This is a genomic window from Bacteroides luhongzhouii (genome assembly GCF_009193295.2).
Lineage (GTDB): Bacteria > Bacteroidota > Bacteroidia > Bacteroidales > Bacteroidaceae > Bacteroides > Bacteroides luhongzhouii.
On the sequence record NZ_CP059973.1, the window covers coordinates 2,681,892 to 2,698,151 of the forward strand.

At 42.1% G+C, this 16,260-nt stretch carries 6 protein-coding genes and 2 pseudogenes; 6 read left to right on the top strand and 2 right to left on the bottom strand.

The window, feature by feature from the left end; translation table 11 throughout:
• Positions 1-3: 3 nt before the first annotated feature.
• From GD631_RS22430 to GD631_RS09580, 3 genes and pseudogenes are all read left to right on the top strand, one after another.
• Positions 4-675 (top strand): annotated as a pseudogene (locus GD631_RS22430) (glycoside hydrolase family 88 protein); the annotation flags it as partial.
• Positions 676-825, top strand: a pseudogene (locus GD631_RS09575) (L-rhamnose mutarotase); the annotation flags it as partial. It lies immediately after the preceding pseudogene.
• Between the two features lie 228 nt (positions 826-1,053).
• Positions 1,054-5,340: a hybrid sensor histidine kinase/response regulator transcription factor gene (locus GD631_RS09580; RefSeq protein WP_143258012.1), complete on the top strand. Its 4,287-nt coding sequence runs from the start codon at positions 1,054-1,056 to the stop codon at positions 5,338-5,340.
• A 26-nt stretch (positions 5,341-5,366) separates the two neighbouring features.
• On the opposite strand, the gene GD631_RS09585 is transcribed toward GD631_RS09580, so the two are convergent.
• A complete protein-coding gene (locus GD631_RS09585) occupies positions 5,367-8,330 on the bottom strand; it encodes a glycoside hydrolase family 2 protein (protein ID WP_143258013.1) in 2,964 nt (987 codons plus the stop codon).
• Between the two features lie 14 nt (positions 8,331-8,344).
• Positions 8,345-10,246, bottom strand: coding sequence for a rhamnogalacturonan lyase (locus GD631_RS09590; protein WP_143258014.1), 1,902 nt, complete (start codon positions 10,244-10,246; stop codon positions 8,345-8,347).
• Positions 10,247-10,557: 311 nt separating this feature from the next.
• Here GD631_RS09590 and GD631_RS09595 point away from each other — a divergent pair, with 311 nt between their 5' ends.
• The 3 genes from GD631_RS09595 to GD631_RS09605 all read left to right on the top strand — a co-directional run bounded on the left by GD631_RS09595 (position 10,558) and on the right by GD631_RS09605 (position 16,258).
• Positions 10,558-11,880 (top strand): rhamnogalacturonidase, encoded by a 1,323-nt coding sequence (locus tag GD631_RS09595; protein ID WP_143258015.1) that lies wholly within the window; start codon positions 10,558-10,560, stop codon positions 11,878-11,880.
• A 190-nt stretch (positions 11,881-12,070) separates the two neighbouring features.
• Positions 12,071-14,602: a glycoside hydrolase family 88 protein gene (locus tag GD631_RS09600; protein ID WP_143258016.1), complete on the top strand. Its 2,532-nt coding sequence runs from the start codon at positions 12,071-12,073 to the stop codon at positions 14,600-14,602.
• 90 nt (positions 14,603-14,692) lie between these two features.
• On the top strand, positions 14,693-16,258 hold the full coding sequence (locus GD631_RS09605; RefSeq protein WP_143258017.1) for a pectate lyase family protein: 1,566 nt from the start codon (positions 14,693-14,695) through the stop codon (positions 16,256-16,258).
• Positions 16,259-16,260 lie beyond the last annotated feature (2 nt).

Consider the following 16,260-nt stretch of genomic DNA (forward strand, 5'->3'; position numbering starts at 1 on the left):
AATATGAATATTCGTATCATAGCCATTGCTTCGTTGCTGATAGCTTTGCCTGTCAGCGCATAGAAAAAGAAGACTGTAGTGAATGACTCAAACACCCCTTTGCATTTATTGCAACCTGCTTATCAGGGCACGTATGGTGATTTGACACCGGAACAGGTAAAGAAAGATGTTGACCGTGTATTTGCTTATATAGATAAGGAGACTCCCGCCCGTGTGGTAGACAAGAATACGGGTAAGGTAATTATCGATTATACTACGATGGGAGAGGAGGCGCAACTGGAACGTGGTGCTTTCCGACTGGCTAGTTATGAATGGGGAGTGACTTACTCTGCCTTGATAGCGGCATCCGAAGCTACAGGCGACGCACGCTATATGGATTATGTACAGAATCGTTCTCGTTTTTTGGTCGAAGTAGCACCGCATTTTAAGCGTGTTTATAAAGAAAAGGGTACAACGGACCCGCAGTTACTTCAAATCCTCACCCCACACGCATTGGATGACGCGGGAGCTGTATGTGCGGCGATGGTGAAAGTCCGTTTGAAAGATTCCTCGCTTCCTGTAGATGAGCTGATACGTAATTATTTTGATTTCATCATTAATAAAGAGTATCGTCTGGCAGATGGAACTTTTGCACGCAACCGTCCGCAGCATAACACTCTTTGGCTGGATGATATCCAAAAAATGGAAGGGGGAGCAGGTTCGCAGGATTTAGGCAATACGGAAATCGTACAGAAATGGTGGGACTATATGGCGGATATCATGGAAGTGAATCCGGACAACTCGCCGGTATCCATTCCTTTGCCGGAAGTATTCCATATGGATTGAATTTCAGGTAATTCTATCAGTCTGTAATTTTTTTTTAGGCGCGGATTACACGGATTACACAGATTTAAGAATAAAAAATCCGCGTTATCCGTGTAATCCGCGCCTAAGAAATGCTAATAATGGACCTTTGGCATTTTCACTTCCTACTATTTAATGGAGGGTTTCTTTTATTATCTCAACTATCTTGATTATTTTTGTTCAACATTTATCATTAATCTTGGAATCTATATGACGCAAAGACACCTTTTAGTCTTCACTTTCCTTGTTAGCTTTGTACTGAATTCCTATAGTGCAATAGAGCTTCGTTCTACACAAATGAGAACTAGTGACGGTCTTCCCAACAACTCTATCCGATACATCTATCAGGATAGCAAAGGCTTTTTGTGGCTGGCTACCTTGAACGGATTAAGTCGTTATGATGGTAACTCTTTCCTGACCTTTCGTCCGGAAGCCGGAGATAAAGTGTCTTTGGCAGACAATCGGATTTACGATCTCACAGAAGATAAAGATGTTTTTTTATGGATTTCCACTACACCTGAACTATATAGCTGTTATGATTTGCAACGTGCCCGTTTTGTTGATTACACGGGTTGCGGCGAGTTAAGGCAGAATTATTCTGCTGTATTCGTTACAGCCAACGGAGACGTGTGGTTATCACATCAGGGCAATGGTTGCCGACGTATGGTGCATCAGAAAAACGGTGAAATGACATCCACCGTATTCAGAACAGAATGTGGAAACCTGCCGGACAACCGGGTGAAATTCGTGAATGAAGATGCCAGTGGACGTATCTGGATCGGCACTCAATGCGGATTGGTTTCTGTCTCCAACGGACAATACCGGATAGAAGACCGATTGATTCATTTCACTTCTTCTCTGGCTTATAAGGATGACATGTATTTCCTTACGGTAGATGGAGATATTTATTATTACCATTCGGCTACGCAGAAGATGCAGAAGCTAGCTGCCCTTTCAACCGTTGCAGGGCAGACATCGCCTACCGGAAATTTCTTGTTGAAAGATAAATGGATGATTCTGACTACGACCGGAGTATATATTTATGATTTTACGACCGGAGAAGTAGCTGCTGATCCTCGTCTGAATATTAAAAAGGGCGAACTGATTCGCGACAACCACGGAGACTATTGGATATATAATCATACTGGACGCCTCACCTATGTGGTTGCCACAACCGGTGAAAGTAAAGATTTCCAGTTGATCCCTCAGGACAAGATCAGCTACATCGACTTCGAGCGTTATCATATCGTACATGATTCCCGGGGAATAATCTGGATTTCTACCTATGGGAATGGTCTTTTTGCTTATAATACAGCCGAAGATAAGCTGGAACATTTCGTTGCCAACATCAACGATCAAAGTCATATCAGTTCGGATTTCCTGCAGTATGTTATGGAAGATCGTGCCGGTGGCATCTGGGTCGCTTCGGAATATTCGGGTTTATCCCGCATTTCAGTGTTGAATGAAGGAACTTCCCGCATCTATCCCGAGTCCCGTGAACTGTTCGACCGTTCGAATACCATCCGTATGCTGACCAAGAGGTCTAATGGCGATATTTGGGTAGGTACGCGTAAAGGCGGACTTTATACCTTTGACGCGAATCTTCAGTCGAAAATGACGAATCAATATTTCCATTCCAATATTTATGCAATCGCTGAAGATCGCCAGGGACGGATGTGGACAGGAACCCGTGGAAATGGATTGAAGGTGGGAGATATCTGGTATCATAATACCCCGTCCGACCCGACTTCATTGTCGGATAATAACGTTTTTGCTATTTATCGCGATCGCAAAGACCGTATGTGGGTGGGTACATTCGGCGGAGGACTCGAATTGGCTGAACCTACTTCTGACGGGAAATATAAATTCCGGCATTTCTTCCAGAAAACGTTCGGAATGAGGATGGTGCGTGTGATAGAAGAAGATGAAAACGGAATGGTCTGGGTAGGAACCAGTGAGGGGATTTGTATCTTTCATCCGGACTCATTGATTGCAGATGGTGATAATTATCATCTTTTCAGTTATACAAACGGAAAATTCTGCAGTAATGAAATCAAATGTATCTATCGTGATACGAAAGGACGTATGTGGATTGGTACTTCCGGTTCGGGACTGAACCTCTGTACGCCGCAGGACAACTATCGTTCATTGAAATATGAGCATTACGGAACTTCCGAAGGGTTGGTCAACGATGTGATCCAGTCTATTCTGGGAGATAAAAAAGGAACCCTTTGGGTAGCGACCGAATATGGAATTTCCAAGTTCACCCCATCCATTCATTCTTTTGAGAACTATTTCTTTTCTTCCTATACTTTAGGAAATGTGTATAGCGAGAATAGTGCCTGTATGCGTGAAGACGGGAAATTGCTTTTTGGTACGAACTATGGATTAATTGTGATCGACCCTGAAAAGATACAAGATAGTGAAACGTTTTCTCCGGTTGTTTTCACTGATTTGTACGTCAATGGAACCCAGATGAATCCGCAGATGGAGGATTCTCCATTAAAACAGTCTCTTGCTTATTCGGATGAAATTACGCTGAAATATTTTCAAAACTCATTCCTGATAGATTTCTCCACTTTCGACTATTCGGATAGCGGACATACGAAATATATGTATTGGCTGGAAAACTATGACCAGGGATGGAGTGCTCCTTCTCCACTGAATTTCGCTTCCTTTAAGTACCTGAATCCGGGAACCTACGTACTGCATGTCAAATCCAGCAATGGATCGGGTATGTGGAACGACAGCGAGACTAGATTGAAGATTGTAATCGTCCCACCGTTTTGGAAGACTACCTGGGCAATGCTGTGCTATGTTCTGTTATTGATGGTAGCCTTGTATTTTGCTTTTCGTATCGTCCGGAACTTTAATGGTTTGCGTAACCGTATTAACGTAGAGAAGCAACTGACTGAATATAAGCTGGTCTTCTTTACCAATATTTCTCATGAATTCCGTACTCCGCTTACCTTAATCCAGGGAGCTTTGGAGAAAATCCAGCGTGTTACGGATATTCCGCGCGAATTGATATATCCTCTGAAAACAATGGATAAGAGCACGCAACGCATGTTGAGGCTCATCAACCAGTTGCTAGAATTCAGAAAGATGCAGAATAATAAACTGGCGCTTTCTTTAGAGGAAACAGATGTCATCTCTTTCCTTTATGAAATATTCTTGAGCTTCGGTGACGTGGCGGAACAGAAGAATATGAACTTCCGTTTCTTGCCTTCGGTGCCATCTTATAAGATGTTTATTGATAAAGGGAATTTGGATAAGGTGACTTATAACTTGCTTTCAAATGCATTTAAATATACCCCTTCCAACGGAACGATTATTCTTTCGGTGAATGTGGACGAAGGGAAACAAATATTGCAGATTCAGGTTTCGGATACGGGAGTGGGGATTCCTAAAGAGAAACAGAATGAACTGTTCAAGCGGTTTATACAGAGTAATTTCTCTGGTGACAGTATTGGGGTCGGTCTGCATTTGAGCTACGAACTGGTGCAGGTGCATAAAGGTACGATTGAGTATAAAGACAATGAAGGTGGCGGTTCTGTATTTACCGTATGTATTCCGACAGATAAGACGGTGTATTCGGAGAAAGACTTCCTTGTTGCGGGCAACGTATTGCTGAAAGAGGCAGATGGTCATGCACATCATTTGTTACAGCTTTCAGAAGAGCTCCCTGATCCGGAAAAGATGGCTGCTCCTTTGAATAAACGGAAAGTGCTGATTATTGAAGATGATAATGATATTCGTGAGTTTCTACGGGAAGAAATTGGTGCATACTTTGAAGTAGAAGTGGCTGCCGACGGCACATCCGGATTTGAAAAGGCCCGTACGTATGATGCAGATTTGATAATCTGTGATGTTCTGATGCCAGGTATGACCGGATTTGAAGTGACCAGGAAACTAAAAACGGATTTTGATACGAGTCATATTCCCATTATTCTTCTGACCGCGTTGAACTCACCGGAAAAGCATCTGGAAGGAATTGAGGCAGGTGCGGATGCATACATCGCAAAACCATTCAGTGTTAAACTGCTGGTGGCACGTGTATTTCGTTTGATCGAGCAGCGGGATAAATTGCGTGAGAAGTTCTCCAGCGAACCTGGTATTGTGCGTCCGGCTATGTGTACTACCGACCGGGATAAAGAATTTGCAGACCGCTTGGCTACCATTCTCGAACAGAATCTTGTCCGTCCGGAATTTTCTATTGACGAGTTTGCGCAGCTTATGAAGTTGGGACGAACTGTCTTTTATCGGAAATTGCGCGGTGTAACAGGATATTCGCCTAATGAATATTTGCGTGTAGTGCGAATGAAGAAAGCGGCGGAGTTGTTGCTGTCAGAAGATAATCTGACGGTTGCGGAAGTCTCTTACAAAGTAGGCATCAGTGATCCTTTCTATTTCAGCAAATGCTTTAAAGCACAGTTTGGGGTAGCACCATCGGTTTATCAGCGTGGTGTGAATAGTGGAAAAGATTCCATCGTGTGAGAAATTTAATACTTGTTGAAAACGATTTATTTGATTGTTTCGAGAAACTCTACTTCGATGATTCTTAACTGGTTTCTGCTACTGTTTTTTTCCAGTTCCATTTTATTGGTGGCCTTAGCCTCTACTTCGATAATCTGTCCGAAAGCATCTTTGTCACTGGTGTTTCCTTTTAAGCGGATGGTTATCGTGTTGGCACGTATGGGTTTTTCTACATCGAGATGAATATATCCCAGGCTTTTATCCGTGTTTCCGCTCCAAATCAAGGTGTTGCTGGCATATACTTCCAGCGGGTAACTTCGTGAACGCCATCCTTGCAGTTTGATGCATATATCGTCTATTTCGGCTTCTCTTTCCAATGTATAGGTAATCCATGCAGTGCTTAGTTTACCGTCATTCTTCCATTCGGTCAGTTCGATATCATCGTAGCTTTTTTCATTATCATCATTGTTGGAACCGGCTTTTGCCGAAACGATTCGTACGCTCTTTTTGCTGTCTTTGTAAGAAGGAGTAGAAGGTGTTTCGCCTCTATCCAGTCTGCCTTTCAAGGTAGACTGCGGAAGATAGGTACTCAAACCTTCAGTCACTTTTACAGGCACCGTTTCCAATGCGAGAGTGGCAGTCGGAAGTCCTTTAGCTTGTGCTGTTAGAGTTACTTTTCCGGCGGTCGTCGTACTACGGATCAGTGCGCGGTTGATACCACATTCTACCGGAAGGTTTGTATCAAGAATATGATTGTTTTCACCTTGGGCAATACCTCCACGCCATTCCGCATGACCGTTGAGGGTGAACTGAACGGTACGGTTGTCCAACGGACAGCGTTTTCCGTCTTTATCTACCACTTCCACCTGTATCAATGCCATATCCGCACCGTCTGCATGAAAGCCTTCAGGGTTTTGAATAGCGGTAAGTTTCAGACTGGCAGGCTCACCGGCTGTATTTACAGCATAGCGGCTGATTTCTTTCCCGGCTTTATTGTAGCTGACAGCTTCCAGCTTGCCCGGTATGAAGGCTACGTTGTCGAAAGTAAAGAGAAAGTTGTATTGGAGTTTGCCTTTACCCAGGGAGCTACCATTCAGGAAAAGTTCCACCTCTTTTCCGGTAGAGACTACCTGCACAGGTTTTACCGTATTTTCCGGGTAGTTCCAGTGCCCGATGATGTAGGTCTGGTCTTTTTCCGTATCTACCCATCCGTTCCACATTACCTGATGTGCGTAGAAAGCATCTTTTTCGATACGCATCGCATCCGTCACTCCACTTCTTCGGTAGTTTTCCGCACCCCGGTAATGAGTGTTAGTGTCGGAGAAGATAATTTTAGTACCGCCGGAGCTGACTTTGTTACCCGTTCCGGGACGCTCACGCCAATAATCATACCAGCGAGCTATCATGGTGATGGCAAGCTCGTTTTGGTTACGGTTATAATCAGTGGCTGGTTTGCCTTTATAAAGTGGTCCGTCACCTTCTTTGTGAAAAGGATAACTGTATTCATCCCAGTACTTTCTTAGACCTTCGTCACGGCAATATTCGGTCGCCCACATCGGATGATGTTCGCTTCTGTTAATGTATAGCATTTCGCCGCCGTATTCCGCTTCGCGGATATCCAACATTTCACGTGATCCGATGGCACGTCCGCCGAACGAGTCGTATTTGTCGCGGACAGCTTTCATTTCTATCATGTGTTCGCGGCTGATGGCTTTGTTACCACATTCGTAGAACAGGATACTCGGATTATTCCGGTTGTAGATAATCGCGTCTCGCATCAACTCTACCCGTTGTTCCCATTGACGTCCTTCACAGTCTTTTTCAGCATCTCCGGCAGGCATTGCCTGTATCAGACCTACACGGTCGCAGGATTCTACATCCTGTTTCCACGGAGTAACGTGCATCCAGCGAACCAGATTCGCGTTTCCTTTCACCATTAGGTCATTAGAGAAATCGCTCAACCAAGCAGGTACAGACAGACCTACTGCCGGCCATTCGTTGCTGGTGCGCTGCGCATATCCTTTCATTTGGATAATACGGTCGTTCAGCCATATCTTTCCTTCGGCAAAGCGTGTTTTGCGGAAACCGGTGCGGGTACTGACTTCATCGAATACCTGATTGTTGTCATCTTTCAGAGCGGTTTTTACCGTATACAAGTAACCATATCCCCAACTCCAGAAGTGAATATTATGGAGGGTGGCAGATGCTTTTACCGTTTTAGTTTCTCCGGCTTTCAAAGTCACTTTATCACCTTGGAAAGTTTTCATTAGTTTACCGTCTGCATCAAGTACAGTCACTTGATAGCTGAATTGCCGGGGAGCCTTACTGTCATTTCTGACTTCCGATTCGGCATGAATCGTAGCTTTGCGTCCTTGGATATCGAAGTCTTGGGCATAGACGTATATGCCTGTCGTTTTCAGGTTGCTATATAAGGGAAGAGTCTGATACACATTATCTGTAACGTACAGGAAGATGTTTTTAGGAATACCACCATAGTTGGCATTGAAATTACGGTCGTTCCACTGGAACTTGGAGTCAGTTCCTTCTTCTCTGTACATCCAGTCGTTGTCGGTGCGAACGGCAATCACGTTCTCACCCTCTTTGATATGCGGGGTCAGGTCGAACCCTACTGCCATAACACCGTTTTCGTGTTTGCCCAGATAGTGCCCGTTAAGATAGAAATCTCCGCGTTGGCGTACTCCTTCAAATTCGACGAACACTTTCTGATTACTTTTCAGTTCCGGAATCCGGAAACTCTTGCGATACCATACCACTGTATCTGTCAATTGTTCGATGGAAAGTTTGAATGCTTCATCTTCATTAAAGGCATGAGGCAAAGTCACTTGTTTCCATTTACTGTCGTCGAATTTAGTGTCTTTGGCTTTAGGAAAGTCTCCTATCTGCAGCTTCCATTCGCTGTTGAAATTGTATTTTTTGCGTTCGGATGCTTGTATCTTAATAACAGACAATGCAGCCAGTAGAAATATGAAAAGAAATGATTTGTGTTTCATGATAGTCTATTAACTTACTTGAATTGATATCCTCTAAAAGTACCTTTCATCTTTCTAAGGTCCGGGCCAAAATAGAATCCGGGTTGTGTTGGCTGGTTATAGCCTACATTTTGGGTAGCGATACTGATTCTGTATATCGGTTCTTCAAGAAAGGTGTGGAATCTGTATTCGGTCGGGATAGTCGATACGTATAGCCGGAGAGAAGCGTTGTCCTCGGAGCGTACGAGTACTTCTTCCCGCCAGTCGCCCACAATATCACCTTGCAGACAAGGATTCGACTTTGTACCATTGTTGAAAAGAGTTCCTGTGAATTTGACAAGTGGAACAAACTTTTTATTTTCCCAGTCGTATTTGATAATCATGTTTTTATCCAGTAGTTCGCGCAATAGGTCTCCATCCCACCAGACAGCCATATTGGTTGGCATATTTCTCATTTTGGGGGCTATGATTTCTCCTTTTACGTTTCGAATTCCTTGTGAATCTCCTGACCACATTTCCACACCCGGATGAGTCGGGTCAATGTCGGCGGCCATACAACGTCCTACATCGGTATTGCTTTTTAGTTGAAACAACACTTCTCCCGTTGCAGCATCTCTATAAGTGGAGCCGTCACGTTTGTTTTCGTGGCAGTCCCACACTTGCAGACCTTTTCGTGAAGGGTCAAAATGTGTCAGGTGGATGGCGTCTCCATGTCCCATTCGGGTAGAATAAAGTCCTTTGCCGTTGTGATCGATAGCACAGGAACCGTAAATGATTTCGTCGCATCCATCACCATCTACATCGCCTACACGCAGATTGTGGTTTCCTTGTCCGGCGTACTGCTCGCATCCGGGATGGTTGCTGTCGAATACCCAACGGTTCTTCAGTTCTTTTCCGTTCCAGTCGAAGGCGGCCAGAACAGTACGCGTGTAGTAGCCTCGGCACATGACAACACTTGGGTGTACTCCGTCAAGATAGGCTACACAAGCCAGGAAGCGGTCGCTTCGGTTACCTTTTGCATCTCCCCAGTCGGCAACGTTGCCGCGGGCAGGGATATAGTCGATGGTATGTAAGGCTTCACCGGTGTCTCCTGAAAAAACAGTCAGGTATTCTTTGCCTTTCAGAATACGTCCTTGTTTCATTATCTGATTTCTGCTGGGGTCGAAAGTTCCCTCTTCGCGATAGTCTGCATTTGCATCTCCTATTACTTTCCCTTTGCCGTCTATTGTTCCGTCGGCAGTCCGCATCACTACTTCCGCTTTGCCGTCACCATCCAGATCATACACCATGAATTGAGTATAATGAGCTCCTGCACGTATGTTTTTACCCAAGTTGATGCGCCATAGCTGTTCTCCGTTCATTCGGTAACAATCGATGTATACTTCGCCTGTATAGCCTTCATGTGCATTGTCGTGTGAATTGCTGGGGTCCCATTTGAGGATAATTTCGTATTCGCCGTCACCGTCTACGTCACCGATGGAAGCATCATTGGGACTGTACGTGTAGGTATCACCTGCCGGAGTTATTCCGTCTGCCGGTTTTTGCAGGGGAATTTCCAGATAGCCGAGAGGCGCGTTTTCCGGGAGTGTGTATGTACCGTCAATGTGATGCGTCTCCTTGCCTTTTAGAACAGGACGTACTTCATAAACAGCCGTTTTCTGACTGTTATTCTTATCACGGAACAGGGTGCTGACTGTGATGGGAGTGTCTGTCAGTTTCTTTCCGTCTCTGTACACATTGAAACCGGTCTGTATCGGATCGGAAGAAAGATACCTCCACGAAACGATTACTTCTGAAGGGTTTTCGCGAATGGCAACTACGCCGCGGTTTAGTTTCTCCCGTTGTAACTTTGAGTAGTTATAACCAGGTTGTGCTGTCATTGTTGCAACAGGCAGTAACATGAATATGCACAATAGATAAATTGCAATTCTTCTCATATTTGTTTCATCGGTTTGGACCTTATTATATTTATTCACTCGCAAAATTACTCCTTTTTTGAATGTATGAAATGGAGAAATGTACAAAGAATATATACAATTGTGCACCCTTTAAAATTAATCTTTCAGCTGATGTAAAATTCGATGTATGTATGAAAGTGCCTCCAGATATGGAATATTGTATATAGATAAGTAGTATTTGAATCTTTTGCATAGAACTCCATAAGAAAATCAATATCTCCATATCCTTTGCTTTGGGGCAAATGGAAACATGCGGTACTTTTGCAAAAAAAAGTAACGAGATATAGAAAATGATAAAGTCAGCATTTTTAATAGTAGCAACATGTTGCAGTCTGCAACTGTTTAGTCAGGAAAAATTTCCCGATGGTAAAATTATACCGGATTGGTTTTACAAAAATGAAAAAACTGATATAAATGGATTAGGAAAGAATTTCTTGATTACCGACTATGGAGTAGTGAATGATAGTACACTGTTACAGACAGAGAAAATTCAGGCTGTTATAGATTTGGCGTCCAATAATGGAGGCGGAGTCATTGTTATACCTGAAGGTACTTATCTTAGTGGTGCGCTTTTCTTTAAGCCGGGAACACACCTGCATCTGGAAGAGAAGGCTGTATTGAAAGGTAGTGACGATATTAGCAACTTTCCTGTAATAGAAACACGGATGGAGGGACAGAACCTAAAGTACTTTTCAGCTTTGATTAATGTTGATAAGGTAGATGGTTTCACCCTTTCCGGAAAAGGAAAAGTTGATGGAAACGGTGAACGATATTGGAAGTCATTCTGGTTACGGCGTAGTGTTATCCCTAAATGTACTAATATGGATGAACTGCGTCCTCGTCTACTTCATATATCTCATAGCAATAATGTACAAGTTTCAGATGTGCGACTTGTTAATTCTCCGTTTTGGACAACTCACATTTATAAGTGTGATAGCGTAAAACTTGTGGATTTGCATATCTTTTCACCTTCTTCTCCTGTAAAAGCTCCCAGTACAGATGCAATCGATATTGATGCATGTAAAAATGTACTTGTTAAGAGATGTTATATGTCGGTTAACGATGATGCGATTGCCTTAAAAGGCGGCAAAGGGCCCTGGGCTGATCAAGATCCCGATAATGGTGGCAATTGTGATATTATCATTGAAGACTGTACTTTCGGATTCTGTCACGGAGTGCTGACTTGCGGTAGCGAATCGATATATAATCATAATATAATTCTTCGACGCTGTGATTTGGATCAGGCTAAACGCCTGTTGTGGTTGAAAATGCGTCCGGATACTCCCCAACAATATAAGTACATCCTCGTTGAAGACATAAAAGGAAATGTCCGCAATTGTATCTTTATTGCTCCTTGGACACAGTTTTATGATTTGAAAGATCGCAAGGACATGCCGGTCTCGTATTCCAGCTATATTACAATGCGTAATATTCATCTGGATTGTGAGTCCTTTTTTGCTGTAGAGAAATCAAAACAATATAAATTATCCAATTTCTGTTTTGACAATTTGATTATTACGGCTAAAAAAGATGTGAAGATAGATGAAAATATTATTGATACATTGGTTATAAGAAAGGTTGAGATAAATAAAGTGAATTTAAAAAGAGAATAGTAGAAAGACTGGAAATTTGTACATAGCCTGTAAAATCGTACAAAATCGGCGTGTAATGGGTTGTACGCATATGAATTTACATAAGAAAGTCGAATTCTCCATATTCCTTTTCTTTAACTCTACCATGTAATGCGGTATCTTTGACATGTACTTATTCAGTAAAATATTGAATCTAAAACTATAAAATACAATGAAATTCAGTAGAATTATTTTTTGTCTGTGGTTATTGTTCTGTCTTTTCCCTTTAGAAATTTATGCAGATATACAACTTCCCTCTATTTTATCCGATAATATGGTACTTCAGCAAAATGCGAAAGTACGTTTTTTGGGAAAAGCACGTCCCGGAGAAAAGATTTTAGTAAAGACTTCATGGAGTCATAAGAAATACAAGGTGACTGCTTCAGAAAGTGGTCATTGGGAATTGATGATGCAAACACCGGCTGCTGTTACCGGACAGTCTGTAGTGTTGAAAGGCGATAATAAGATTCAAATCAATAATATATTAATAGGTGAAGTCTGGCTTTGTACGGGACAGTCAAATATGGAATTTCCCGTAGCCCGTAATCCGCAAGTGAAATGGAAAACAGGAATGTTGAATGAAGCGGAAGAAATGAAAGATGCTGATTTTCCGGAAATCCGCCTGTTTCATGTAGAGCATCAACTGGCACCTGATGGTGAAAAAGAAGATTGTGTGGGAAAGTGGGTGGTTTGTAATCCGGAGAATTTGAAAGACTTTTCTGCTATAGGATTTGTCTTTGGCCGTAAATTGTATAAAGACTTGAGTACACCGGTTGGGTTAATTCAGTCTACCTGGGGAGGAACACATGCTGAATCCTGGACAAGTATGAAAGTGATGGAAAACAATCCGCTGTATGCTGATGTCTTAAAACAATATTCGAAGGAAAAGGTGAGTAGGGAAAAAGATAAGTGTAAGGTTCCGGCTACTTTGTGGAATGGTATGATTGCTCCTATACTAGGGTATACAGTCAAAGGAAATATCTGGTATCAGGGAGAATCCAACTCTGTTCGCTATGAGAAATATCAAGAAGTATTTACTAACTTGATAAATAGTTGGCGGAAAGAATGGAACCAACCGGATATGCCTTTCTATTTTGTACAGATTGCACCACATTACAAACAACCGGCAGGTATTCGTGAAGCACAATTAAAAACATGGTTAAGTGGACTTGAAAATATTGGTATGGCAGTAGTGACGGATGCAGCCGATTCTACCGACATACATCCACGAAATAAAGTTGCACCGGGCGAACGACTGGCAGCTTGGGCATTAGCAAAGCAATATGGTAAAAAGATTGTTTATTCAGGACCTCTCTACGAATCAATGAAAGTGAATGGGGGAGAAATTACATTAGATTTTGCATTTGCGGAAGGTGGCCTGCAGACACCAGGCAATGAACCGGTAAAAGGATTTTTTATTGCCGGCAATGATGCGCGGTTTTATCCGGCTGATGCTGTGATTGATGGAAGTTCGATAACACTTTCTTCAACTTATGTTTCTGCACCTGTAGCTGTACGCTACGGTTATGGGGCTTTCTTTAGAGTGAATCTGTTTAATAAAGCCGGACTTCCGGCAGTCCCTTTCCGTACAGATACTTTTGCTTCCGACACTTATTATCGTCTGTTTGCCGATTCGGAAATTCGCCGTTTCCCGGAAGCTTGGCGGTTGGATCATGGAAAACGCCTGTATTTTGGCTATGCGCAAGGTGTGGGGTGTTGTGCTATGTTACAAGTTTGGAAGAAAACAGGAGACAAGAGGTACTTTGATTATGTAGAGGCATGGGCTGATTCTTTGGTAGATGATAAAGGGGATATTTATTTGTATAAGAAAGAAACCTATAATTTGGATTATATCAACTCCGGAAAAGTTCTGTTTGATTTGTACAATGAAACCAAAAAGGAGAAATATAAATTGGCTATCGAGAATTTGATAGATCAGCTGAAAAAGCAACCTCGTACAACAGATGGAGGTTTTTGGCATAAAAAAATATATCCCTATCAGATGTGGTTGGATGGATTGTATATGGCTTCTCCTTTTATGGCTCGATATGGAGCTGAATTTAATTGTCCGGAATGGATTGATGAGGCTGTTAAACAGTTCACTCTCTGCCATCAGCATACATACGATACCAAGACCGGACTTTATTATCATGCATGGAATGAGGATCGGAGCCAGCGCTGGGCTAATCCGGAAACTGGCCATTCTCCTAATTTCTGGGGACGTAGTATTGGTTGGTGGTTTATGGCTTTGGTAGATGCTTTGGAATATATTCCCCAAGATCATTCAGGCTATGCTGATATGATTAAATGGACGAAAGAATTAGCAGAAACTCTTTCAAAATACCAAGATAAAAATGGTTTATGGTATCAGGTAATTGACCAACCTTCACGTACCGGTAATTTCCCGGAAGCTTCTGTTACGGCGCAATGTATGTATGCCTATATGAAAGCTGTGAATAAAGGATACATTGATAGTCAGTATCGTGCTATTGCAGAAAAAGCCTTTAAGGGGCTGTGCAATAAACTGCTAATCTCAAATTCGGACGGAACATTGACATTGACAAGATGTTGCCAAGTGGGTGGGTTAGGTGGTAAGCCTTATCGTGACGGTAGTTTTGAGTATTATATAGGAGAGAAAATGAGAGATAATGACGCTAAAGCAACAGGACCTTTCATTATGGGATGTATTGAGTTGAATAAGTAATATGAAAATAAAAATTGTGAAATAACGAGATTTTATACGTATTTAAATAAATATATCTACAAATAGTTTAATTATTTAATTTAATTATATATGAAAAACATTACATTATTAAAAGCAAAAGTAGGAATATTGGCAGTTTCCTGTCTTTCCATTACTACTTTGTTTGCATGTGTTGATAAGGATGCTAGAAGTGATTTGAGTCCCAATTTGCCAACAGATCAAGCGCAAAATGGGGATTTTGGTGATCAAGGGGGAGGTTCGGATCAGGGGCTTAATTTCCCGGTTTTTGATGATGGAGTACTTGCTTTTCCTGGTGCGGAAGGATATGGGAAAAATGTAACAGGTGCTCGTGCAGGTGAGGGACGGGAAATTTATCATGTGACTAATTTGAATGATGCGGGTCCTGGATCTTTTCGTGATGCAGTAAGCAAACCTTGGCGCATTATTGTCTTTGATGTATCTGGTGTTATAAAATTGAGTAGCAATCCTATTGTTTTGAAAAGTAATCAGACAATTTTAGGACATACTGCTCCAGGTGATGGGATTGTTCTTTATAATGGACGTGTTTCTGCTTCAGGTGCACAGAACTTGATTGTTCGTTACTTGCGTATACGTATGGGAGCTGCATATCCTTCGGAACTGGATGCTTGCGGAATAGCTAATGGAGCAAATATGATATTCGACCATTGCTCTATGACTTGGGGAAAAGATGAATGTTTTTCTATCAATCCTGATGGTAAAGGAACTGCCCCAAAGAATATAACAATACAAAATTCTATAATCGGGCAGGGTTTGCAGAATCACTCGTGTGGTGGCTTAATGCAAACTGATATATCGAATGGGTGTACAATCTTCCGCAATTTATATATTGACAATAAAACTCGAAATCCGAAAGTTAAAGGATTAAACCAGTTTGTTAACAACGTTGTGTACAATTGGGGAAGTGGAGCTGCTTATAATATGGGTGGTGATTCTTCAGGTAAATCGGAAACAACTATTGAAAATAACTATTTTATAGTTGGTCCCTGTAATAATTGGCAGAATGTGGAAATTGCACCTAAAGTATATGAGGCGCAACAGGTACCAATGAATCCTGCAAGACCATTTACTGGTGGTAACAGTGATTTTAGAAGTTATTGTAAAGGTAACTATTATGACTATGACAAGGATGGAGCATTGAATGGAATAGAGATAACAGAAGTGAATTGGTCACAATATTGTAGTGGCTCTCCTACACTTCTTGAGGCTCGTTCAGATCTACATCCAATTATACGCAGTCAGAAAAGTGCACAGGAAGCTTATGAATGGGTAGTTGAAAAAGTGGGTGCTTATCTTCCGGTACGTGATGAAGTAGATAAATACTTGATAGATGAACTTACTTCGTTGGGAGGAAAAGGAACGATTATTCAAGATGAACGTAAAACAGAACAATTTCCGTTGGGAGGTCCTGGTACGATAAATGCTGCACAGAAACCTCTGGATTCAGATAATGATGGGATGCCAGATGCTTTCGAAGATGCATGGGGATTGGACAAATATGATCCGACAGATGCGGTAAAAGAGGCTAAAAATGGCTATTTGAATATAGAAAATTATGCCCTTTCGTTGGAATATCCTGATGAATATGAGTATGAACTTAATAAGAATAAACAATAATC

Coding starts and splice junctions, on each gene's coding strand:
- GD631_RS09580 (WP_143258012.1), top strand. CDS start 1,054: ATGACGCAAAGACACCTTTTAGTCTTCACTTTCCTTGTTAGCTTTGTA.
- GD631_RS09585 (WP_143258013.1), bottom strand. CDS start 8,330: ATGAAACACAAATCATTTCTTTTCATATTTCTACTGGCTGCATTGTCT.
- GD631_RS09600 (WP_143258016.1), top strand. CDS start 12,071: ATGAAATTCAGTAGAATTATTTTTTGTCTGTGGTTATTGTTCTGTCTT.
- GD631_RS09590 (WP_143258014.1), bottom strand. CDS start 10,246: ATGAGAAGAATTGCAATTTATCTATTGTGCATATTCATGTTACTGCCT.
- GD631_RS09605 (WP_143258017.1), top strand. CDS start 14,693: ATGAAAAACATTACATTATTAAAAGCAAAAGTAGGAATATTGGCAGTT.
- GD631_RS09595 (WP_143258015.1), top strand. CDS start 10,558: ATGATAAAGTCAGCATTTTTAATAGTAGCAACATGTTGCAGTCTGCAA.